Below are 23,655 nucleotides of genomic sequence, written 5' to 3' on the forward strand. Positions count from 1 at the left end.
GGTTCAGCCGTGGGTGCTGAGAGGGAACAGGGGAAGGGCGGACGACTCGCCTACGCGCGGCAGGGTGTCGGCGTTGAGCACGTCGCTCAGCCAGGTGGCGATCTGCGCTGCGGGCATCGGGCGGGCAAACAGGAAGCCCTGGCTGATGTGGCAGCCCAGGCTGTAGAGCACCTCCATTTGCTCGGTGGTTTCCACGCCTTCGGCGATCACGCGCAGGCCCAGCGCGCGGGCCAGCGCGATGATGGCTGAGACGATGGCCGAGCTTTGTGGTGTCTCCCCGAGGTCGCGCACGAAGGAGCGGTCGATCTTGAGCTCGCTGATGGGCAGGCTGGTCAGGTAGGCCAGCGACGAGTAGCCGGTGCCGAAGTCGTCGATGGAAATCTCGACGCCGATCTGGTTGAGGCGGTTGAGCGAGGGCACCACGCCCTGCAGGTCCTTCATCAGGCCGGTTTCGGTGATTTCCAGCTCCAGGGCGCGCGGCGAGATGGCCTCGCGACACAGGATCTGCTCGATCCGCTCGACCAGGTCTTCCTGCTCGAACAGGCGGCTGGGCAGGTTGACGGCAATCGACGCGTCGAAGCCGAACTGGATCTGCCATTGCTTGGCCTGACGTGCCGCCTCGGTGATGGCCCACAGGCTCATCTCGTTGATCAGACCGGTGGCCTCGGCCAGGGGGATGAACTCTGCGGGCGAGACGAGCTGGTCGCCCCGCTGCCAGCGCATCAAGGCCTCCACGCCCACCATGCGATGGGTGCGCACGTCGACCTTGGGCTGGTAGTACAGCACCAGCTCCTGGCGCTCGATGGCCTTGTGCAGCGCCGTGTCCAGGTCCAGGCGCACACGCCCCTTGCTGGCCAGGTGCCGGTCGTACAGCTGCACCATGTTGCGGCCCTGGCTCTTGGCCAGGTCCATGGCCACATCGGCGTGGCGCAGCAGATCGGCGGCATTGACGCCGTGAGAGGGGTACACCGCCACCCCGATGCTGGCCGTTACGAAGCATTCCTGGCCGCCAATGGTCAGTGGGGCGCGCAGCGCATCGAGGATGCGCTGGGCGGTGGCCAGGGCCTCTTCCGGCTGGGTGACTTCGGGCAGCAGCACGACGAACTCATCGGCGCCCAGGCGGCCGACGGCCTCCAGGTTGCGGTGCGAGCGCGTCGATTGCAGGTCGAGGTGGCCTTCGAGCATCTCGTCGAAATGCCGCACGCAGTTGCGCAGGCGGTGCGACACCTCGATCAGCAGCTCGTCGCCGGCGTGGTGGCCCAGGTTTTCGTTGATGATCTTGAAGCGATCCAGGCCCACCTGCAGCAGGGCCACACCGTGGTGCAGACGCCGGGCGTGCTCGATGGCGCGCTCGCTGCGCTGGAACAGCTGGCGGCGGTTGGGCAGGCCGGTGAGGGTGTCGAAGTTGGCCAGATGCTTGATCTGGTCTTCGGCCAGGCGGCGGTCGGTCACATCCTGCACGATGCCCGTGTAGCCGATCAGGCTGGCCTGTTCGTTGAATTCGGGCTCGGCTTCGAGGTGAACGATGCGCTGACGCCCGTCGTTCAGGTTGATCTTGACGTCCTGGCAGAGCACGGTGCCGTGGCGCCAGACTTCGTGCAGCAGATACTGGAAGCTCAGGCGCTCGTCGGCGGGCATCATGCGCAGCACCTGGCGCAGGCCCACTTGGTCATTGGGGCCCAGGCCGAACACGCGCAGCCCCTCGATCGACAGGCCCAGGTGACCCGAGCCCTTGCGCCAGTCAAAACTGCCCATGCGGGCGAGATCCTGGGCGCGCGCCAGCTTGGCCTTGCTGCGCTCCAGTTCGATGCGGGTGCGGGCCGAGCGCAGCAGGTAGCGCAGCCGGCCAGCCAGCAGGCTCCACTGGGTGCTCTTGACGAAAAAGTCGGTGGCGCCGGCCTCGTAGGCGCGGGTGATGGAGGCATCGTCGTCCAGGCCGGTGAGCATCAGGACGGGGATCGATTCATGACCGGGGATGTTGCGCAGCTCCTGACAGGTGGCAAAGCCGTCCAGGCCCGGCATGACCGCGTCGAGCACCACCACGTCGGGCAACCAGTCGGCCAGCAGGCGCAGGGCCCGCTCACCCGAGGTGGTTTCGGTGACGGCAAAGCCGCGCTCGCGCAAGGCGATGGAGGTCAAGAGCAGCGTGACCTCGTCGTCATCGACCAGCAAGACCTTGGGTTGCGCCTGGTCTTCGTCTTCGGTCATCGGGTTGCCCCGTGTCATGTCTGTGTCTCCAGCACGTGCTGCAACCCTGCCTGGACGCGTTCGGCTTCGAGGGGAATGTCTCGGATGCGTGAGCTCAAGTCTTCTCCTGTCTGACGCCGGATGATGCTCTCGAGATCGGCACACATTTGTGACAGCTTGAGCGCCCCAATGCTGGCCGACGATGATTTGAGTGTATGCGCCACATGGGCCACTGTGGCGAGATCGTGTTGCTGTCCTGCCTCGCTCAATTGTGGCAGCAAGCGCGAAAGGGAGGTCTCGAAAGCGCGTGCGACCCGCTCGAGCAGGTGGTTCTCGCCCTTGGGGTCGAGCTCGCGCAGGCGACGCAGGGCGTCGGGGTCGAGCAGGTGTGCCGCGTTGGACGAGGCCTCCACGGGCATCGGTGCAGGCTGAGGGGGCGCGGCGCGCGCGACTGAATGCGCATCGACCGCCTGGGTCTCGGCCTCGGCTTGGGTGGTGTGCACTTGCAGCATCTGCTGCAGCTGCCCCTGACGGAAGGGTTTGGAGAGGTAGTCGTCAAAGCCCAGGTCGAGGAAGCGCTGCTCATCGCCTTCGAGGGCATTGGCGGTGACGGCGATCACCGGGGTCTCGGGCGGAGTCAGGAAGGTGAAGCGCTTGCCGCTGCCTTTGCGGAACCAGGTGAGGGCCTCGATGCCGTCCATGCCGGGCATCTGAATGTCCATCAGGATCAGGTCATAGCACTGTTCGCCCAGGCGGCGAAGCCCCTCCAGAGCCGAGCTGGCCACGCGCACCTCGCAACCCAGGCGGCGCAGCATCTGGCCGCAGACCTCTTGGTTGACAGGGTTGTCCTCGATCACCAGCACACGCTGGTGGCGTCCGGTCTGGGCCTGCGCCTCGGGGCCGCCCCATTGCGCCGACAGGTTCTGCAGGGTCTGGCGCAGTTCGGCCTTGCGCAGCGGCTTGCGCAGCACGCTGTCGAAGCCGGCTTCCTGGGCGCGCCGCACCTCGTCGGCCGAGGACAGCGAAGACAGCAGCACCAGCTTGAGCTGCGGGTAGCGGCGGCTGCGGCGCAGGATCTCGACCATGCTTAGGCCATCGAGCTCGGGCATGTGCATGTCGATCAGCGCGAGGTCGATGTCCAGATCTGCCTGCGACTCGGTGAGCAGCAGGTCGAGCGCCTGGCGGCCGCTGTGTGCGAGGGTGACCTTCATGCCCCAGGCGCTCAGCATGTTCTCCAGCACCGTGCGGTTGGTCTCGTTGTCGTCCACCACCAGGACCTTGTAGGCGGGCAGGCTCGGCTCGTTGGCCAGATCGTGGGCCATCTGGGTGTCACTGATGCCCAGGGGAAGCTCGAAGCTGAACTCCGAGCCGACGCCCGGGGTGCTGACGACCCGCAGCTCGCCGCCCATGAGTTCGACCAGCTGTTTGCTGATGGGCAGACCCAGGCCGGTGCCACCGTAGCGCCGCGTCATGCCACCCTGGGCCTGGACAAAGGCCTGGAAGATGCGGGGCAGGTCTTCGGGTGTGATGCCGATGCCGGTGTCGCGCACTCGGAAGGCGAGGGTGACGGTGGCGGGTGTCTGAGCGCCGGGCTCGGGCGGGCTGTCGGGGCTGGCGCGTCGGATGTCGATCACGACCTCGCCGTGTTCTGTGAACTTGATGGCGTTGGCCACCAGGTTGGTGAGGATCTGGCGCAGGCGCAGCGGATCGCCGTGCACCACGGTGGGCAGGCCGGGCTCTTCGCGGAAGCTCAGCTCCAGGCCGCGTTCGTGGGCGCGCGGTGCCAGCAGCTCCAGCGTGTCCTCGACCAGGGTGCGCAGCACGAAGTCGCCCTGGCTCAGCTCCACATGGCCGGCGTCGATCTTGGCGAAGTCCAGGATGTCGTTGACGATTTCCAGCAGGCTTTCCCCGGAGCGGTACACGGCCTGGCCAAAGCGGCGCTGTTTGTCGTTGAGCTCGGTGCCGAGCAGCAACTCGGTCATGCCCAGGATGCCGTTCATGGGCGTGCGGATCTCGTGGCTCATGTTGGCCATGAATTCGCTCTTGGCCCGGCTGGCGGTCTCGGCCTGGTCGCGGGCGCGTTGCAGGTCCAGCGCCTGCTGGCGCTCATCGGTCACGTCAGACAGCAGGCCGTAGATGCGCGACTCGCCGCTGAGCAGGCGCCGTGACCGGCTCTTGTGGCGCACCCAGCGGATGCCGCGCCCGGGGATGTCCAGCCGCAACAAGGTGTCGGTCGGCTCGGCGCGCCGCTCCTGCTCTTCCTGGCGGGCCAGGGTGCTGCGGTCATCGGGAACGACGAGGGTGCGCAGCCGCTCGGAGAGGTCGCTCGCCTCGGTGGGCGAGAGTCCGAGCAGCGTACCCGTCTGGGGGCTGAGGTAGAGGCACTGAGACCGCGCCCCGTCGGTGGCATACACCCCGTCGTCCATCGATTCGACGAGTTCGCGGAAGCGGCGCTCCGACTCTTCGAGGTCGGACAGGGCACGCTGGGCCACGGTGATGTCGCGCACCAGGGAGATGAGCAGCCGAGGACGGCCATCGGCATGTCGCAAGGCAAAGTGGCGGGCATTGATGACGCGTGTGCGGGGGCCATCCTGCCAGCTGAAGTCGTGCTCCACGGGTTGGCCGGAGGCGGTGGCCGCTCTCATGTGAGCCTGCACCCGCTGCAGCACCTCCTGGCCCATCGCATCCTGGATGGAGCGGCCCACCACCTTGTCGCGCAGCAGGTTGAACTCGACCTCGGCGTGGCGGTTGATGGTCACGATCTGGCCGTTGGTCGGGTCGACCACAAACAGGCTCACGGGCAGGTTGGCCAGCAAGGCCTCCTGAAAGGCCCGCTCCTGCTCGGCCTGCAGATCTTGTGCCCTGCGGCAGGTGATGTCGGTGAACAGGCAGACGTGTTGATGGACGAGGCCGTCGTCATTGAGCACCTCCAGGGCATCGATCTCGCCCCAGTACGCAGCGTCGGTGCCGTGACGCACGGCTTCGTAAGCCAGGCGAAAGGGCGTGCCGTCCTGCAGGTGCTGACGCAGTTGCGGCAGGCTTTCGCTGTCCAGTACATCGGGGGCCAGCAAGTCCGGCAGGGATTGGCCAAGCACCTCGTCCTGGCGCCTGCCGATCAGGGCCAGCCACGCCGGATTGACCCATTCGATGACCCCCTGGCGGTCGATGACCACCACACCGCTGTTGATGCGCGAGGCGACCAGGCTGAGGCGGCTCATCTGCTGGCGGATCTGCGCCAGTTGAGCCTGGGTTCGCGTCAGCTCCTGGTCGCTCGCGCGCAGTCGCCGGCGCAGCAGCAGGGCGCCTGGCACGGTCAGCGCAAGAAGGATCAGGATCCAGACAAAGGGCATCACATGTGGATTGTTGAGGCGAGATCAGGGAGCGATGACGAACGTGGTCAGATAAATGTAGCGGCATTGTGAATTTGTACGCCAGAGGCAAAACCCCGCTGCGGACGGTCCGTACAATCGGTCACATGAGCATTGCTGGTAATCCCTCTGACCCGGTTCCGACTCGGTCCGTCTGGCCCGCTGACTGGCAGGAGCCTGCTGCGTTGGGGCTTGAAGAGCAGGCGGCGTTGCATCACGCCATGTCCCATGACCTGCGCGCACCGCTGCGGGTGGTCGAGGGCTTCACACGCATCCTCAAAGAAGACTATGGCCCGCAGCTGGATGCGCAGGCCAACCAGCATCTCGACCGCGTGCTGTCCGCCGCCGAGCGCATGGACGCGATGCTCAATGCTCTGCTGGCCCAGGCACAACTGGCGAGTGAGCCCTTGCAGCGGCAGGCCGTGGATGTGAGCGCGCTGGCCCGTGAGGTGGGGCGCGAGCAGTTGGGCGTGCTCAACGGGGCGGCCCGTGCCGAACTGGTCGTGGCCGACGGCCTGGTGGCCCAGGCCGATCCGACCTTGCTGCGCCGCGTGCTGGAGAACCTGATTGGCAATGCGCTCAAGTACAGCGACAAGGTGGACTGCCCGCTGGTGAGCGTGGGCGCCATCCCGGAGACTGACCCCGAGGTGTACTTCGTGCGCGACAACGGGGTGGGCTTTGACATGGTGCATGCGGACAAGCTCTTTGGCATGTTCCAGCGCCTGCACAGCGCCCGCGACTTTCCGGGCAATGGGGTGGGCCTGGCCGCAGCGCAGGGCATCGTCCGCCGTCATGGTGGCCGCATCTGGGCCGAATCGGCGGTGGGGCAGGGCGCCTGCTTCTACTTCACGCTCGACGCCTCACGCCACCATCAGCGCCGCACCGAGCGCTGACGGCTGCACGCCACCGTCTCAGCGTCAGCCCTGGGTCTGCACGCTCACCACGGGCATCTTGCTGCTGTAGTCCTTGGGCAGCTTCGACAGGCCCGCAGCCAGTTTGCGCGCCATGTCCTTGTACAGGCCCGCGACCTTGCTGTCGGGCTCGGCCACCAGCGTGGGCTGGCCACTGTCGGCCTGCAGGCGGATCTTCAAATCCAACGGCATGGAGCCCAGCAGGGGCACATGGAACTCTTCGGCCATGCGCACGCCGCCGTCCTGGCCGAAGATGTGCTCTTCATGGCCGCAGTTCGGGCAGCAGAACACGGCCATGTTCTCGACCACGCCCAGCACCGGCACCGACACCTTCTCGAACATCTGCAGGCCCTTGCGGGCGTCCAGCAGGGCGATGTCTTGCGGGGTGGTGACGATGACGGCCGCGGTCAGCGGGGCGCGCTGGCTGATGCTCAGGTGGATGTCGCCGGTGCCCGGCGGCATGTCGACCACGAGGTAGTCCAGCGGTTGCCCGGGCTCGCCCCAGTTGGTCAGGCGCAGCAACTGGTCAAAGGCCTGGCTGGCCATCGGGCCGCGCCAGATCGTGGCTGCCTGGTTTTCCACCAGCAGGCCCATCGACATCATCTGCAGGCCGTGGTTGACCGGCGGCGTGATGGTCTTGCCATCGGGGCTGGGCGGTTTGCCCTGGATGCCCAGCATCAGGGGCTGGCTGGGGCCGTAGATGTCGGCGTCGAGCATGCCCACGCGGGCGCCTTCGGCCGCCAGGGCCAGTGCCAGGTTGACGGCCGTGGTGCTCTTGCCCACACCACCCTTGCCCGAGGCCACGGCGATCACGTTCTTGACGCCGGGCAGCAGGGCCTGGCCGCGCGAGGCCGCGTGCGTGAGGATCTGGGTGGACCAGGCCACGTCTACGCTGGTGATGCCGTCCACCTTCTTGAGTGCGGCTTCGACCAGGGCGGTGTAGGCGGGCCACTGCGAACGGGCCGGGTAACCCAGCGCGATCTCGACGCGGGCCTGGCTGCCCTGCACCGTGAGGGACTTGAGGTGGCGGGTGCTCACCCAGTCCTGGCCGGTCAAGGGGTCGATGACGGTGCGCAGAGCGTCGAGGGCGGCGGCTTCAAGAGGCGTGGGGGTGCTCATTCCAAGGGGCATGTCATTCTTTTGAGACGGGCAGTCTAGCGCGCCCTAAAATTACCGGTTACCCCCGACTGCCAACAGGGACTTCGGTCTTGCCTTGACCGGGCCCCTCGTTCACCTGATTCCCACCATGCCACGCCAGCTCTTCGTCACCACCGCGCTGCCCTATGCCAACGGCCATTTCCACATCGGCCACATCATGGAGTACATCCAGGCCGACATCTGGGTGCGCTTCCAGCGCATGCAGGGCCACCAGGTGCACTTCGTGGGCGCCGACGATGCGCACGGCGCGCCCATCATGATCGCCGCCCAGAAGGTCGGCAAGACGCCGCAGCAGTTCGTGGCCGACATCGCCGCAGGCCGCAAGCCCTATCTGGACGGCTTTCACATCAGCTTCGACCACTGGTCGAGCACCGACAGCCCCGAGAACCACGAGCTGGCGCAGAGCATCTACCTGGCTTTGAAGGAGCAAGGCCTGATCGACGTGCGCCCGATCGAGCAGATGTTCGACCCGGAAAAGGGCATGTTCCTGGCCGACCGCTTCATCAAGGGCGAGTGCCCCAAGTGCGGTGCCAAGGACCAGTACGGCGACTCGTGCGAGGTGTGTGGCGCCGTGTACGCGCCTACCGAGTTGAAGAACCCCTATTCGGCCTTGTCCGGCGCCACCCCGGTGCTCAAGACCTCGGACCACTACTTCTTCAAGCTGTCCGACCCGCGCTGCCTGAACTTCCTGCAGGAATGGACACAAGACGGCAAGCTGCAGCCCGGCGTGGCCAAGAAGATCAAGGAGTGGTTCACCAAGGACGAGAACGGTGAAGGTGGCCTGGGTGACTGGGACATCAGTCGCGATGCGCCTTACTTCGGCATCGAGATCCCTGGCGCGCCGGGCAAGTACTTCTATGTGTGGCTGGACGCGCCCATTGGCTACCTGGCTTCGCTCAAGAGCTATTTCTCGGCGGGCGGCCCGTTGGCCAAGTATGGCGAAACCCGTTCGTTCGACGAGTTCATGGCCGACCCGGCCGTGGAGCAGGTGCACTTCATCGGCAAGGACATCACCTACTTCCACACCCTGTTCTGGCCCGCGATGTTGCAGTTCAGCGGCCGCAAGCTGCCCAACCAGGTGAACGTGCACGGCTTCATGACCGTGAACAACGGCGAGAAGATGTCCAAGAGCCGTGGCACCGGCCTGGACCCGCTCAAGTACCTGAGCCTGGGCATGAACCCCGAATGGCTGCGCTACTACATCGCGGCCAAGCTCAACGCCAATGTGGAAGACGTGGACTTCAACCGCGACGACTTCACCGCGCGCGTCAACAGCGATCTGGTGGGCAAGTTCATCAACATCGCCAGCCGCGCCGCCGGCTTCCTGAGCAAGCGCTTTGGTGGCCAGTTGACCGCCGCCTTGGGCGCCGATGGTCAGACCTTGCTGAGCACCCTGCAGGCCCAACGTGGCGCCATCGCCGATCACTACGAGCAGCGCGAGCTGGGCAAGGTGCTGCGCGAGATCATGTTGCTGGCCGACCGTGTCAACGAGTACGTCGACGCCAACAAGCCCTGGGAGCTGGCCAAGCAAGAGGGGCAGGACGCCCGCCTGCAAGAAGTCTGCACCGTCTGCATCGAGGCCTTCCGCCTGTTGAGCATCTACCTCAAGCCGGTGCTGCCGGCCTTGGTGGCCAATGTGGAAGCCTTCCTGCAGGTGCAACCGCTGGTGATGGCCGATGCCGAACGCCTGCTGGGCGCGCACACCATTGGCGCCTACCAGCACCTGATGCAGCGTGTGGACCCGAAGATGCTCGATGCGCTGTTCGAGCCCAAGCCCGAAGAGGCGCCGGTGGTCGAGGCCGTGCAGCCAGGCGGTGAGGACATCGCGCCCACCATCACCATCGACGACTTCGTCAAGGTGGACCTGCGCATTGCCAAGATCGTCAACGCCGAGCACGTGGAGGGCAGCACCAAACTGCTGCGCTTGACGCTGGACGCGGGCGAAGGCCGCACGCGCAACGTGTTCAGCGGCATCAAGGAGGCCTATCAGCCCGAGCAGCTGATCGGCAAGCTCACCGTGCTGGTGGCCAACCTGGCCCCGCGCAAGATGAAGTTTGGCGTCAGCGAAGGCATGGTGCTGGCCGCGTCGCACGCCGACGAGAAGGCCAACCCGGGCGTGTACGTGCTCGAACCCTTCCCCGGTGCCGAGCCGGGCATGCGCATCCGCTGAGGTCTTGGCGACCTCGGCTGCCTCAGCGTGTCACCCATCACGGGTGGCACCTGAGCGTGGTCATCGGGAACAAGCGCCGCCCGGTGTCTCGGCGGTCGGTGTGCCGGTCACCAAGGGGCTTTGACGTCTCGCCAAGCCAGCAACGCGCGGTTGGCCTGTCTGCGCAGCTTGCGACGTCGGCCGTGCAGCCAGTCCTGCGCCCAGCGCGCGCGGGCATCGTCTTTCGCTGCCTGGGCGTACCAGCTTTCGGCCACGGCCTCGTCCTGCAGGCGGCCCATGGCATCGAGCGCGGCCTTCAGGGCCTGGCCATGTGCCTGCTGTCGCTTGGGCTTCCATGCCGGTGCAAACAAGTCAGCCATCAGCCGCAGACGCTTCGCGCGCTTGCGCAGTGTGTGCAGCTCGATGTCTGACAGCTTGCCAGCGTGTCGCGCAGCCTGACGGCAGCGTGTCCGCCAGGCACTCAGCCGTTTCACCAACCAGGGTCGATACGGCTGTTGGGCCTCGGCGTTGTCGCCCGGCGGGTGCAGCAGGGCTGCCAGCAGGTCCAGGCACAGCATCGTGGCGGGGGCCGAGCGCGCCAGGGCAATCACGGCCTCATCATGGGTGGCGGCCATGTCCGGGTAGGGCAAGGGCAGATCCGGCCCACCCTTGCGCACGATCTTGGCGGGCAAGCCAGCCAGCGCCTGCGCATCGCGCCACAGGCCCAACTGGGCATACAGCTTGTCGGCTTGCGCCAGCGCCGCATGCGGGAAAGGCAAGCGGGTGGGTTTCAGCAGCCGACCCAGAGCCCGCAGGCGGCGCAAGCCCAGCCGCCACTGGTAGCCGGTTTGCTGGATCTGGGTGGGCGCGGTGCCCAGCTCGCTCATGTTGCCGCTGATCTGCTCCAGGCAGCTCTCCAGCGCCGCGCGCCAGGCGTCGTCCAGGCTGCTGTCGGGCTGGAGCCGGGCAGGGCGGGCCAGCACAGCGTGCTCGCTGCTCGCCTCGCTGGCGTCGGTGATGGGCTGGGAGGCGAGGGCGGCCAGGCGCGCCAGACGGTCGCCGCGGTGTGCCTTGGTCTGGGTGTCCAGCCACACGCCGTGGCGCTTCACCCAGTCACGGCTGGCTTCGATCACGGCCATCGGGTGACCGGAAATGGATTCGATCTCCAGTTCGCGCACCGGCACATCCAGGTCACCTGCGTGGATGTGACCCAGGTCGAGCGCCAACTCCACCACGCCCTCATGGGGTGTGCCCACGCCCACGGTCACCCGGGCGCGATGGCGGGTGATGTCGGTGCGGTACAACTCGATCAGGCCCGAGGCTGCGCCGCTGGGGTCTTGCACCGGGTCCCAGGCCAACACGGCGCGCAAGGCGGCCTCGGCGGGCGTCCCCAGGTGACGGGACAGGTCGGCCACCACCGGCTGTTTGGCCTTGGGCGCCTTGGCGGGCTGGTTGTCTTCCAGCCGCATCATCGTGTTGCTGCCGCCCGCTTTGAGCGTCTGCACCCACTGGCGGCCTTCCTGGCGCACCCGCAGGGCCATGCGGGCGTGGGCGAGGGCGCGGTCGGGCGTGTCGAAGTAAGCCGCACGCAAGCGCAAGGGCTGGTGCTGGCCGCCATCGAGGGCGGTGAGCTCGGCCTGCACGGCGCCCAGCGCCTGGGCCGGGATCTGGAATTTCAGTTCGATTTCCTGCATGGTGGGCATTGTCCTGCGCTTCGCCAGCCCGGCGGGTGTCCGGTTGGCAGAGATTCTTGAGGGATGTCCCGCAAGACCGATAAAATGGCGGGCTTGATACCTTTTGCAGGACCACACCATGCCTCTTTTCTGGAAGCCCTACAAGTCCGACGCGACCCAGTTCATCGACAGCCTCAAGCAGCGTGACCCGCAGCTCGAGGAGCGTCAGCGTCAGGGCCGCTTCCTGCTGTGGGACCGTCCCCCGGTGGACCTGGACACCCAGAAGGCGCAGCGCGAAGCCCGCGTGGCCCAGAAGCCCTACGTCTACCAGACCAAGGGCTGAGCGCCCTGACGGCAGGCTGACCCCAGGCTGAGCGGTGACGCACGAAGCCCTGACCGCCCCGGAGGGCGGGATCTCGGCGCCGGGCCTGGATGACCAGGGCCTGCCCCTGGTGGTGGATCAGGTCGCCTTGGCGCGGCTGTACGGCGAACCCCTGTTCGCCATGCCGTCCGACCTGTACATCCCACCCGATGCCCTCGAAGTCTTTCTCGAGACCTTCGAAGGCCCGCTGGATCTGCTGCTCTACCTGATCCGCAAGCAGAACTTCAACATCCTCGACATCCCGCTGGCCGACGTCACGCGTCAGTACCTGGCCTACGTCGATCAGATCCGCAAGCGCAACCTCGAGCTCGCCTCCGAGTACCTCTTGATGGCGGCGATGCTCATCGAGATCAAGTCGCGCATGCTGCTGCCGCCCAAGAAAGTGGAGGGCGCAGACGAGGCCGAAGACCCACGCGCCGAGCTGGTGCGCCGCCTCATCGAATACGAACGCATGAAGCTGGCCGCCGCCGGCCTGGACCAGTTGCCCGTGCTGGGCCGCGATTTCATGCGGGTCGAGGTGCACAGTGACCCGTCGCTGAACGTGCGTCACCCTGATGTCAGCGTGGACGATTTGCGCGAGGCCTGGCTCGACATCCTCCAGCGTGCCAAGCTGCACACGCACCACACCATCTCGCGCGAAGAGCTCTCGGTGCGCGAGCACATGAGCATCGTCTTACGCACGCTGCAAGGCAAGCGCTTTGTCGAGTTCGAGCACCTGTTTGACGTGAGCCGCGGCGCCCCGGTCATGGTGGTCACCTTCATCGCCATGCTGGAACTGGGCAAGGAGCGCCTCATCGAGATCACGCAGGCCGAAGCCTTTGCGCCCATCTACGTGCGGCTGGCTTACGAGCCGGCCTAGAATCCCCTCACCCTTTTGCATGGGGCCTGTTCCCCAGGTCCCCTTTCAAGATGACCGCTGTCGCTCCCGTTGCCCGCAAGCCCATGAACCTGCATCGCCTGCGTGAGATGCATGCCCAGGGTGAGAAGATCACCATGCTCACAGCCTACGACGCGACCTTCGCACGCCTGGTCGATGACGCCGGTGTGGACTGCATCCTGGTGGGCGACTCGCTGGGCATGATCGTGCAGGGGCACACCAGCACCGTGCCCGTCACGCTTGACGAGATGGTCTATCACACGCGCTGTGTGGCCCGTGGCAACCAGACCGCCTGGATCGTCAGCGATCTGCCCTTTGGCAGCTACCAGGAAAGCCGTGAACAGGCGCTGCGTTCGTGCGTGGCCCTGATGCAGGCCGGCGCCCACATGATCAAGCTCGAAGGCGGTGGCTGGACCACCGAGGTGGTGCACTTCCTGACCGAGCGCGGCATTCCCGTGTGCGGCCACCTGGGCCTGACGCCGCAGAGCGTGCATGCACTGGGCGGCTATCGCATTCAGGGCCGTGACGAAGCGGGCGCCACCACCTTGCGCAAGCACGCGGCCGAACTGGCCCAGGCCGGTGCCGCCATGACGGTGCTGGAGCTGATGCCCTCGGCCGTGGCACGTCAGGTGCAGGACGAGAATCCCGGCATGATGGTCATTGGCATTGGTGCCGGCTCGGGCACCGCCGGCCAGGTGCTGGTGCTGCATGACATGCTCAGCATCACGCGCGGCAAGCTGCCGCGTTTCGTGCGCAACTTCACCGCCGAGGGCGGCTCGGCCGAAGACGCCGTGCGCCGCTATGTGGCCGCCGTCAAGGACGGCAGCTTCCCCGACGAAACCTTGCACGCTTACTGAGTTCACTGAGCTGACCGAGACAGGCGATTCCCATGAAGACGATCCACACCCTGGCCGAGTTGCGTGCCGAACTGGCCCAGGCGCCCGCTGCCCCCGCTTTCGTGCCCACCATGGGCAATCTGCATGACGGCCACCTGGCCTTGATCCGCCAGGCCCGCGAGCTGGTGGGCGACTCGGGCAGCCCGGTGGTCGCCAGCATCTTCGTCAACCGCCTGCAGTTCGGCCCCAACGAAGACTTCGACACTTACCCGCGCACGCTCGAGCGCGATGCGCAGCTGTTGGCCGAGGCCGGTTGCGACATCCTGTTCGCCCCGTCCGAGGCCGAGCTCTACCCGCAGCCGCAAGGCTACAAGGTGGTGCCGCCCACCGAGCTGTCCGACATCCTCGAAGGCGCTTTCCGCCCCGGCTTCTTCACCGGCGTCTGCACGGTGGTGCACAAGCTCTTCAACATCGTGCAGCCCCGCATCGCGGTGTTCGGCAAGAAGGACTACCAGCAGCTCATGGTCTTGCGCAACATGGTGGCGCAGATGGCCCTGCCGATTGCCATTCACGGTGGCGAAACCCTGCGTGCGCCCGATGGCCTGGCCCTGTCTTCGCGCAATGGCTACCTGAGCGAAGCCGAGCGCGCCGAGGCGGTGCAGCTGATCAACACGCTGCGCACCGTCAAGGCGCAAGTGGGAGCAGCCCGTTCCGGACAGCAGCTGGACCAGGCGACCATTGCCCGGATCGAAACCAAGGCCGCAGCGGCCCTGAACGAACGTGGCTGGCAGACCGACTACGTCATGGTGCGCCGTCAGCGCGACCTGATGCTGCCCACCGACGCCGAACTGGCCCAGGGCGAGCCCCTGGTGTGCTTGGTGGCCTCTCGCCTGGGCAAGACGCGTCTGATCGACAACCTGGAGCTTTGAGCCAGCGCGCATCGGGATGATGCGCAAAGCGGGTCTGGTTCTTGCTGAGGTTCAGGGTGTTCCCTAACCTTGGTAGTACCCGATGACTCGTCTTCTTCAACGATGTGGCGCGACTGGCATGGTGGGCGCCGCCATGCTGTCGGCGCATGGATGGGCTCTGGCCGAAGCTGTGACGCCCACGGGCCCTGGCCCCTTTGTCGTCCCGATGGCCCAGCTCGACGCGGGCAACACCGCCTGGCTGATGACCTCGGCCGTGCTGGTGCTGCTGATGAGCATTCCGGGGCTGGCGCTGTTTTACGCGGGCATGGTCCGCAAGAAGAACATCCTGGCGACGATGGCGCAGACCCTGGCCGTGTGCGCCTTGGTCAGCGTGCTGTGGTGGACGGTGGGCTACAGCCTGGCCTTCATGCCGGGCAACGAGTTCATCGGCAGCCTCAAGGGGGCCTTCCTCGATCACCTGATGATGGACATCCGCACCGGCGAGGTCTCGGTGCACTCGCTGGTGCCCACGGTGCCCGAAGCGGTGTTCGTGATGTTCCAGATGACCTTTGCGATCATCACACCGGCCCTGATCACCGGCGCTTTTGCCGAGCGCATGAAGTTCTCGGCCCTGCTGTGGTTCATGGCCCTGTGGTCGGTGCTGGTGTACGCGCCGGTGGCTCATTGGGTGTGGGAGCCGGGCGGCTGGCTGGCGCAGATGGGCGCGCTGGACTTTGCAGGCGGCACCGTGGTGCACATCAACGCTGGCATCGCCGGGCTGGTATGCGCATGGATGCTGGGGCGGCGCGTCGGTTTTGGTCAGACTGCGCTGATGCCGGCCAATCTGGGCTACACCATGATCGGCGCCTGCCTGCTGTGGGTGGGCTGGATGGGCTTCAATGGCGGCTCGGCCGGTGCGGCCGATGGGCGTGCGGGCATGGCCATTCTGGTCACCCAGATGGCCGCGGCAGCGGCCGCCTTGAGCTGGATGCTGGCCGAGTGGCTGGTGCGGGGCACGCCCACCTTGCTGGGCCTGTGCAGCGGGGCCGTGGCCGGTCTGGTGGCCATCACGCCGGCTTCCGGCTTCGTCGGCCCGCAATCGGCGGTGGTCATGGGCGTGCTTGCGGGCGTGGGCTGCTACTGGGGGGCCACGGGCCTCAAGCGCTGGCTGGGGGCCGATGACTCGCTCGACGTGTTCGGCGTGCACGGCGTGGGCGGCATCATCGGTGCTGTCCTGACCGGGGTGCTGGCAGCACCGGCCATCGGCGGCGTGAGCGGCTCGGTGGCGGTCCAACTGGCGGGGGTTGCCGGCACGCTGGTCTACAGCGGCCTGGTGACGGCGGCCATCCTGTGGGTGGTGGACCGCGTGGTCGGTTTGCGTGTCTCTGCCCAGGCCGAGCGCGATGGACTGGATCTCAGCCAGCATGGTGAGCGGGTTGAGTGATCGCGCGGGCCCTGCGGAGGGTCCGCCCCCTGGTTGTCTCAGGAGGACAAGATGCTGGACAGTGAAAAGTTTGCCATCGCCGCGCACCTGCATGTGGTGCTGCGACGGGTCAACGGCCGCGTGACGGATGTGGAATGGATGATCCGCAGCCCGGAGTACGCCCACGAGGTCATCCGGGTGGCCCGCACCGAAGACCATCCGGAGTTGCTCAGGCTGGCCGACAAGCTGGAGTCGGCGCTGCTGCCGCCTGCGCCGGTGGCCAAGCCCGAGCGGCGGGCTCCGCACCCTGCGGCCACACCCAGAGAGGAGAGTGACTTCAGTGCCTCCCGCTTTGCCTCATCGGACCTTGAGCCGGCGGTGCCGCGCCAGCGCTACGTGGGCACCTTGCGCTGAGCGCTCGGAAGGGCTTGACGTCTGTCCAGGGGCTAGGCTCACAAAGTGAGCAGGAAGTCCACGACGTCCTGCTCGACGCGTGAACGCCGCATCGGCGGCAGGCTTTGCCAGATGCGGCGGCCGTAAGGCTTGTCGATCAGGCGGGTGTCGCAGATCATCAGCACGCCGCGGTCGGTCTCGCTGCGGATCAGGCGGCCCGCACCCTGCTTGAGCGCGATGATGGCCTGCGGCACCTGATGGCTCATGAACGGATTGCCGCCTGCCTTGGCGAGCAACTCCAGGCGCTTGGCCAGCACCGGGTCGTCGGGCGGGGCAAAGGGCAGCTTGTCGATCACCACCAGCGTGAGGGCATCGCCCTTCACGTCGATGCCTTCCCAGAAGCTGTGGCTGCCGACCAGCACGGCGTTGCCGGCGCGGCGGAAGTCTTCCAGCAGGGTGGGGCGGGGCGCATCGCCTTGCTGCAGCACGGGGAAGGGGTCACCGGATTCCCCAAAGATCTTCTTCAGGCGTTCGGCCGCCTTGGCCACCGCACGCAAGCTGGTGCACAGCACAAAGGCCCGCCCCCGGTTGGCGCGGATCAGCGGCAGGGCCGCATCCACCACCGCATCGGTGTGGCCAGGGTCGGAGGGCTGAGGAACGTTGTGGGGCACGTACAGCATGGCCTGCGACGGGTAGTCGTAGGGGCTGGACCAGGACTGGCACGCCGCGTCTTCCAGGCCGAGCGCGTGGGTGAAGTGGCTGAAATCGTTTTTCACCGCCAGTGTGGCCGAGGTGAAGATCCAGGCCTTGCGAGGTGGCGGGGCGATGCTGTTCGTCTCGGTGGACGTTCTGGCTGCTGTGGCACGGTCACGCCCACCGGGCGCCTCCACGTCGTCAGCACCCGCCAGCAGCGCCTGCAGGTCGTCAACCTCATCGTCATGCGCGTCTTCGCCGCCGATGCCCGCACCTTTGTCGCTGGGGCGGGTCGGGCGCAGCGGGGCCGCCGGGTCGACGTCACCGAAGGCATCCATCATGGCCGCTTCGTCGTCGTCCAGCGCATGGCGCACGATCTCGTCGTCCTCGTCCACCTCTTCGTCGGGGGCGATCTCGGCCTCACCCAAGCCCAGGCGCTGACGGCGGAACACCTCGGCCACCGAAATCGGGGTGCGGTGCAGCTGCACGCCGTGTGAGCCGACGTCGATCCAGCACAGTTCGGGCTCGCCGGCGCGCTCCGGGGCGCCCCAGGCCATCAGGCGCTGCATCAGTTCATGAGCCCGGCGGTGCAACTGTGCCAGGTCGGGCGAGCGATCGGCCTGGCTGTCGAGCACATCGCGCACGTGGGCCAGGGCATCCTTGAGTTTGTCCAAGGCAGCCCACAAAGGGTGATCCAAGCCGAGCTGGGCCTGCGACAGGCGCTGCAACTGCGGGCCAAAGCACAGGCGCAGATCGCGGGCGGCGCGGTCCAGCGGGGCGAGCACGTCGTTCCAGTTGGCGCCGTCGCGCGCTTGCGCCTGGCCGGTGGCCAGGGTGTCGCGCAGCAGGTCGAGGAACTGCAGGGTCGAGACCGAGTCACCGAAGAACAGCGTGGCCGTGTCGGGCAGCTGGTGCGCCTCGTCGAAGATGATGGTTTGCGCGTTGGGTAGCAGCTCGGGCACCCCTTCTTCGCGCAGCATCAGGTCGGCAAAGAAGAGGTGGTGGTTGACCACGACCACATCGGCGTCCTGCGCCTCTCGGCGGGCCTTGACGACGAAGCATTCGCTGTAGCGCGGACAGTCGCTGCCCAGACAGTTCTCGCGGGTGGAGGTGACGCGCGCCCAGATGGTGGCGTGCTCGGGCACCGTGGGGCACTCGGCCTTGTCGCCCGTGGGGCTGCGGTGGATGAAGCTGTTGATGAAGCCCAGGTCGCGCACCTCCTGGCGGCTGCCCAGCAGCGTGGCGTCCTGGTTGGTGCGGTCGAGGTGGTGCCAGCACAGGTAGTTGCTGCGGCCCTTGAGCAGCGCGACCTTGATGGGCACACCCAGCGCATCGCGCACAGCCGGCAGGTCGCGGTGAAAGAGCTGGTCTTGCAGGGCCTTGGTGCCGGTGGAGACGATGACCTTGCCGCCCTCCAGCAAGGAAGGCACCAGGTAGGCGGCGGTCTTGCCCACGCCGGTGCCGGCCTCCAGCACCACGGTGCTGGCTTCGCGGATGGCGGTCTGGATGGCCTGGGCCATCTCGATCTGCTCGGTCCGCACGCAATAGCCGTCGAAGGCTCGGGCAAGCGGGCCGGATTCAGAGAAGAGGGTGGGCAGGTCCATGAGGGAGCATTCAGCACGGTGAGCCGCTATTGTCCCTCTGGATGGCCCAGCTTGCCTCACCCGCTGGGGTGGCCCGCCTTTCCCCTCAAGGGCTGGTGCGCATCACACGGGCCTGCAGGGCCCCTTGCAGGATCTCGATGCAGGCCCGTCGGTGCGCCTGTTCGGTGCGGTCGGCGCTGGCGCTGGCCTGCAGCTGGCGCAGCAGCGTTTCGGCTTCCAGGCGCACGATGGCGCGGGCATCGGCACGCCCGCCGCTGCTGCGCAGCACGCTGGCCGCCAGACGGCTGACATGCTCGCGCTGCAGGTTGCGCTGCCACGAAGCGGCAGCTACCTGGGCTTTGTGGTGCGGGGGAGACCACACGGCCTGACGCAGCCCCTGGTGCAGCTCGGCCACGGTCAAAGGCCGTGATTCGCGGTCGCGCACCTTGTCGGCGTTGTCCAGCAGGCGCTCGGCCAGCGAGTCGGCCATCAAGTGGTTGAGAACGGCCCGCTGCAGGCTCAGCAGTTGCTCGGCCACCGAGAAATCGGTCCCGCTACTGGCCTCGCGGTCGAGGTAGTCAGGGGCCAGGCGGCGCAGCAAGGCCGGGGGCAGGGCCACGGCCCGGTCCGACAGGAAGTCCTGGAGCAGCAGTTGCAGGGCCTCCCGTTGCGCGGCGGCGGGCAGTGGCTCCAGCAGGTCACGGCCACTGCCGGGGGCATCGCGGCGGGTGATCACACCGCCCACCTGTCGCATCAGCGTCTGGCTGGTGCGCGCCAGATCGCGCAGACCGTAGCTGACACTGCGCCGCAGCAAGGTGGCGTCATCTTGCGGGGTCAACACCCGCGTGGCCTGGCGGGCCAGCAGGTCGCGCACGATGGCGACGCGGGTGCGGGCGAAGGCCACCGGGTCGCGCCCCAGGTCGAAGGTCAAGGCCTGCGGGTCCAGTCCGCCACTGTTGTCCTCATCGGTGCCATAGGCCAGTGCGTCGGCCATGGCCGGCTCGGCGCTGCGCTGGGCCAGGGCCTTCAAGGCCGCCTTGGCCTGAACGGGGTCCTCGGGCAGGTCGCCGTATCCGTAGGCAATGGCCCAGAAGTCATAAGGCCCCAAGGTGGTTTGAAACGGGGCGCCCGCAGACTGCCCGGGCGCAGGCAGGTTGATGGGTGAATACTCCATCACCGAAGCGCTGATGCCTTGCGTGGCCGTCAGTTGCGGGTGCGTCAACTCCTGAGCGGTGCGCCAGCGTGAGGCGCGGAAGTTGTGGCGCAGGCCCAGCGTGTGCCCCACTTCGTGCATGGTGGTGTCCTTCAGGTAGGCGAGCACGAAGTCGCGCACCTGCGGGCTGTCCGGGTCGATCACGCCTCGCGCTTCGAGCACATCCAGACCCAGGGCCAGTTGTTCTGCGGCCAGGGCGCCATGCTCGCAGTGCGCGTCATGGGCGTCGTGCTGATGGTCGGCATGTGGGGCGGTGGATGTCAGGATCTGGCTGCGCACGGTGCGGATGCTGCGCGACGACAGGCTCTCGAGCGCGATGTCGGCACCCAGGATCTCGCCGGTGCGCGGGTCCACGTGCGAGGGGCCGATGGCGCCAAAGCGAGGCTGGGCATTGGTCATCCAGCGGATGGAGGCCTGGCCCGTGGCCAGGGTGTCCAGGGCCTGTCCGGGTGCCGGCGTGCGCACCTCGATGGCGTTGCGGTAGCCAATGGCTTCGAAGGCCCGGTTCCAGGCCAGCACCCCTTCGGTGACGGTGGCACGGTAGGCCTGGGGGATGCTCGGGTCGAGCCAGAACACGATGGGCTGCACCGGTTCCGACAAGGGAGCGTTCGGGTCCTTCTTGCTCAGACGCCAGCGGTTGATGAAGTGCTGGCGCGGCGTGCGGGCCAGATCGTCGGTGAAATCGGTGACCGTGGTGGTGAAGTAGCCCACCCGTGCATCGGCGGGGCGCGCTCGCATGGGCTGCTCGGGCAGCGCCGACAGCGTGTAGTGCACGGTCAGGAACAGGCTGCGCGGGTCCGGCACCGCCTGGGGCGTGCTGGGGCTGGGCGCCCCCGCGGCGCCGGCGGCACCAGGTGTGGGCACCGCCAGATTGCTGGTGGCGAAGTGCTGGGTCACCTCGAAGACCGCCTGGCTGGCGGTCGTGCGCGCCTGGCGCACCGTCGAATTGCGCGCATCCAGGCTGTAGCCCTGCCGGTAGGTGCGCTGCAACTGCATGCCCAGCCCCAGCATGTCGCTGAGCAACATCGGCGTCAGGTCGATCAGCACCGCACCGGTCTTCGGGTGAGGGGCACTGGCCAGGGGCGCACTGCCCAGCAAACTGGGCGAGAACGCCGCCTCGACGGCACGCGCCTGGGGTGTGCCGGCCTCAGCGGTGTAGGCCGCGTTCACCGCCAGCAACTGCACCTGCTTGTGCACCTGGCGGAAGGTGACCCACTGCGGGCGGCCCACCTGGGCCCAGCGGCTTTGCATCAGGCCGCCAAACAAACCAGCCTCGCCAATGCCCGACGCCAACTTGGGCGAGAAGAACAGCGGCTTGCCCAGCGTCTGCGGGCTCAACTCCAGCCAGACCTTGTCATCCTTTCGCCACAGTGGCAGCAGGCCATCGTGCCGCTGCGCGCCCTGCACGACGGACAAGAACGGAGCACTTCCGGGGGGGGGCGCAGGCGACGTGGCACTGGGGGCGGGGGCTGTCGATGCTGACGCGGATGCCGGCGCTGACGTCAACGGCGCGCCAGCGGGGCCGGACGGCCTGGGCGCAGGTGCCTTGCCTGCGTCCGATGCCGCGACTAGGTCGGCCTGGGGTGGGCTGACGCAGGCACTCAGCAGCACCAGCGTGCTCAGCAAAACAGGGGCGAAAAAAGGGCGGCAAGTCATGGCGTGACCATAACATTGCCGCCCGATCAGCCAGAGCGCGAGACCTCACTCGGTGGGGTACGAAACGATGTCCTTCAGGAAGGCAAAGGCGTCCACATGCTGCGCCAGCAGCGGGCCGAAGGCCACGATCAACAGGCCCATCATCATGACCACCACCGGCAGGATCCAGCGCTCATAGCGACCGTAGAAGCCCAGATGGCGGACATCGGCGTCGGCCTGGTTCACCTCTTCTTCGCCCACCACCTGACGGGTCAGCAGCTGGTTGAGGGCCACGGGTGGCGACAGATAGCCCAGCTCGAACGACACCAGCACCACCATCCAGAAGTGCAGCGGGTCGATGTGGTTGGCGTAGGCGATGGGGGCCAGCGTGCCCGACACCAGGATGATGGCGCCCAGAGGGTCCATCACCATGCCCAGGAACACCATCACCAGGACCAGCACCCCCATGGCATGCCAGGGCGACTCGAACACCTGCGGGAAATAGTGGACGATCTCGGAGCGCTCGATGATGCCGCCAATGGCCAGCGACAGGGTCATCAGGCTCATCAGGGCACCCACGTGGCCGATGGCTTCGGTGGTGGCGAAGCGCACGGAACGCTCCACGCCTTCCTGGCGATGGCTGGCGTAGTCGGGCGTGAGCTCGGCCTTGCCCTTGTTCGTCAGCTTGTCGTAGATGAGCACCAGCAGCAGGATGATCGGCATGATCGTCGGTGCCGTGATCTCATTGAGCGGGGTCTCCAGACCATAGTCGTACACCATCACGATGACCACCGTGAGCAGGGCGTAAGGCAGCACCGGGATGATCTTGCGCAGCATCGCGGGAATGGCGACGACCGGCGACTCGATGGAAGCGCGTTGCTTGCGCAGCAGTTGCGACACCAGGAAGAACAGGGTGGACGTCAGCACGAACACATAGACGCCCCAGTGGTACAGGCCATTGGTGGTCACTTCCTTGTTCAGGGCTGCGATCATCACGATCAGCAGGCAGGGGCGCAGCACCACACCCAGCGAGCCGGACATGGCCGTGGCTGCCAGGGCGAAGTGGCGGGTGCCGCCTGCGGCACGCACCTCGTGGTAGATCACACCGCCAGCGGCGATCACGAAGATGCCCGAGGCACCGGTGTAGGCCGTGGCCACCGAGGCACCCAGCAGGATCAGGTAGGTCAGCAGCTGCGGCGACAGGCTCCAGGGGCGGATGACGTCCAGCAGCAGGTCCACGATGCGGCTCTGCTTGAGCAGCATGCCGGCCCAGATGAACAGCGCCAGGTTCATGAAGATGCTGGGCAGTGCCATCAACTGATTGATGTAGATGGCCAGGCCGGCATCATGACCGGTCAGCAGGAAGTAGATGCCCGCGATGATGCCCATGTTGGCGTACAGCGGCACGGCCAGCATCGCGGCCCCCCAGGTCCCTTGACCTTCTGTCGACTTGAGCGGGCGCACGATGCGGGCCACGTTGATCAGCAGCATGATCGAGAACAGGGCCATCCAGATCCAGTGCAGCACGACCTCCTCTTGGGGGACGCCGCCCGTGCCTTGCAGGATCTGGTAATAGCGCACACAGGAGAACAGCAGGAAGCCGTTGGCGAACACCTGGGACCAGCTCTGGGCCTGGTGGTCACGCGTGTAAATGGCCGGGCGGATGCCGATGTGGTGGCGACCCAGTGTGGTGGTGACCGCGGCGATGGCCACCATCAGCAACAGGATCAGAGGGCGGTTCTCGGTGCCGATCTGAAAGAGCCCGAAGAAGCTCGTCTCGATCGTGCGGTACATGTGCAACTGCGGCGTCTGCAGGGCCAGCGCGCGCTCGTACATCGAGTGCTTGGCCTGGCAGATGGCCTGGGCCTGCTCGATCGATTTGCGCAGCACCGCCGGGTCGTTGGGCGTGGCCGTGTCACCAAACAGATCGTCGATGTCATCGCCCCCGCCTTGTGTGGCCGCGGCCGACTGGCGTTGCACCTCGGCGTCGATGTCAACCGCGGGATTGCACGCCGGCTTGACCGGGTCGGCCCGCAGCATGAAGTACTGAACCTGCGTCTTCGGGTCGCCGAACATCGATTCGCCGAACTTGAGCAATTGGCCGTGGACCATCTCGCCGGTGCCGATGATCAGCGTCAGCATCAGCATGATGAAAACGGGCAGGCTGGAGAGCCACTCCAGGGTGGTTCTGCCCATCAGGGTGCGTGAGGAGGGTGTGTGCATGGTGGACTCGGTCGACAGGTGTGTCGGGGGAAACTTCAAAGAG

General features: G+C 66.8%; 15 protein-coding genes. 8 read left to right on the forward strand and 7 right to left on the reverse strand.

Annotation, left to right across the window (positions count from 1 at the left end; translation table 11 throughout):
• Window positions 1-3: 3 nt before the first annotated feature.
• Complete coding sequence (locus RBT42_RS12110) at window positions 4-2,226, reverse strand: putative bifunctional diguanylate cyclase/phosphodiesterase (protein ID WP_320365449.1); 2,223 nt, start codon at window positions 2,224-2,226, stop codon at window positions 4-6.
• Window positions 2,223-5,537, reverse strand: a complete 3,315-nt coding sequence (locus tag RBT42_RS12115; protein ID WP_320365451.1) for a response regulator — start codon at window positions 5,535-5,537, stop codon at window positions 2,223-2,225. The genes RBT42_RS12110 and RBT42_RS12115 overlap by 4 nt, the downstream gene beginning before the upstream one ends.
• A 239-nt stretch (window positions 5,538-5,776) precedes the next feature.
• Here RBT42_RS12115 and RBT42_RS12120 point away from each other — a divergent pair, with 239 nt between their 5' ends.
• Window positions 5,777-6,448, forward strand: coding sequence for a sensor histidine kinase (locus RBT42_RS12120; protein ID WP_320365453.1), 672 nt, complete (start codon window positions 5,777-5,779; stop codon window positions 6,446-6,448).
• 24 nt (window positions 6,449-6,472) lie between these two features.
• On the opposite strand, the gene apbC is transcribed toward RBT42_RS12120, so the two are convergent.
• Window positions 6,473-7,585 (reverse strand): iron-sulfur cluster carrier protein ApbC, encoded by a 1,113-nt coding sequence (apbC, locus tag RBT42_RS12125; RefSeq protein ID WP_320365455.1) that lies wholly within the window; start codon window positions 7,583-7,585, stop codon window positions 6,473-6,475.
• 127 nt (window positions 7,586-7,712) lie between these two features.
• Between apbC and metG the strand changes: the two genes are divergently transcribed.
• A complete protein-coding gene (gene metG, locus RBT42_RS12130; RefSeq protein WP_320365457.1) occupies window positions 7,713-9,794 on the forward strand; it encodes a methionine--tRNA ligase in 2,082 nt (693 codons plus the stop codon).
• Between the two features lie 107 nt (window positions 9,795-9,901).
• Here the strand turns inward: metG and RBT42_RS12135 are convergent, their stop codons facing one another.
• Window positions 9,902-11,467, reverse strand: coding sequence for a CHAD domain-containing protein (locus RBT42_RS12135; protein WP_320365459.1), 1,566 nt, complete (start codon window positions 11,465-11,467; stop codon window positions 9,902-9,904).
• A 118-nt stretch (window positions 11,468-11,585) separates the two neighbouring features.
• Here RBT42_RS12135 and RBT42_RS12140 point away from each other — a divergent pair, with 118 nt between their 5' ends.
• The 6 genes from RBT42_RS12140 (at window position 11,586) to RBT42_RS12165 (ending at window position 16,286) form a co-directional block, all read left to right on the forward strand.
• On the forward strand, window positions 11,586-11,789 hold the full coding sequence (locus RBT42_RS12140; RefSeq protein ID WP_320365461.1) for a DUF3460 family protein: 204 nt from the start codon (window positions 11,586-11,588) through the stop codon (window positions 11,787-11,789).
• Between the two features lie 49 nt (window positions 11,790-11,838).
• Window positions 11,839-12,687 (forward strand): ScpA family protein, encoded by an 849-nt coding sequence (locus tag RBT42_RS12145; protein ID WP_320365523.1) that lies wholly within the window; start codon window positions 11,839-11,841, stop codon window positions 12,685-12,687.
• A gap of 50 nt (window positions 12,688-12,737) precedes the next feature.
• Window positions 12,738-13,562 (forward strand): 3-methyl-2-oxobutanoate hydroxymethyltransferase, encoded by an 825-nt coding sequence (gene panB, locus RBT42_RS12150; protein ID WP_320365463.1) that lies wholly within the window; start codon window positions 12,738-12,740, stop codon window positions 13,560-13,562.
• A 32-nt stretch (window positions 13,563-13,594) separates the two neighbouring features.
• Window positions 13,595-14,470, forward strand: coding sequence for a pantoate--beta-alanine ligase (panC, locus tag RBT42_RS12155; RefSeq protein ID WP_320365465.1), 876 nt, complete (start codon window positions 13,595-13,597; stop codon window positions 14,468-14,470).
• A gap of 133 nt (window positions 14,471-14,603) precedes the next feature.
• Complete coding sequence (locus tag RBT42_RS12160; RefSeq protein WP_413785893.1) at window positions 14,604-15,893, forward strand: ammonium transporter; 1,290 nt, start codon at window positions 14,604-14,606, stop codon at window positions 15,891-15,893.
• A gap of 51 nt (window positions 15,894-15,944) precedes the next feature.
• A complete protein-coding gene (locus RBT42_RS12165) occupies window positions 15,945-16,286 on the forward strand; it encodes a hypothetical protein (RefSeq protein ID WP_320365467.1) in 342 nt (113 codons plus the stop codon).
• A gap of 38 nt (window positions 16,287-16,324) precedes the next feature.
• Here RBT42_RS12165 and RBT42_RS12170 read toward each other — a convergent pair whose 3' ends face one another.
• From RBT42_RS12170 to RBT42_RS12180, 3 genes are all read right to left on the reverse strand, one after another.
• Window positions 16,325-18,562, reverse strand: a complete 2,238-nt coding sequence (locus RBT42_RS12170; protein WP_320365469.1) for an ATP-dependent DNA helicase — start codon at window positions 18,560-18,562, stop codon at window positions 16,325-16,327.
• Between the two features lie 85 nt (window positions 18,563-18,647).
• Window positions 18,648-21,161, reverse strand: a complete 2,514-nt coding sequence (locus RBT42_RS12175) for a zinc-dependent metalloprotease (RefSeq protein WP_320365527.1) — start codon at window positions 21,159-21,161, stop codon at window positions 18,648-18,650.
• A 294-nt stretch (window positions 21,162-21,455) separates the two neighbouring features.
• Window positions 21,456-23,612, reverse strand: a complete 2,157-nt coding sequence (locus RBT42_RS12180; RefSeq protein WP_320365471.1) for a TRAP transporter large permease subunit — start codon at window positions 23,610-23,612, stop codon at window positions 21,456-21,458.
• Window positions 23,613-23,655: the final 43 nt, after the last annotated feature.

Source organism: Aquabacterium sp. (assembly GCF_034003525.1).
In the GTDB taxonomy this organism is placed as follows: Bacteria; Pseudomonadota; Gammaproteobacteria; order Burkholderiales; family Burkholderiaceae_C; genus Aquabacterium.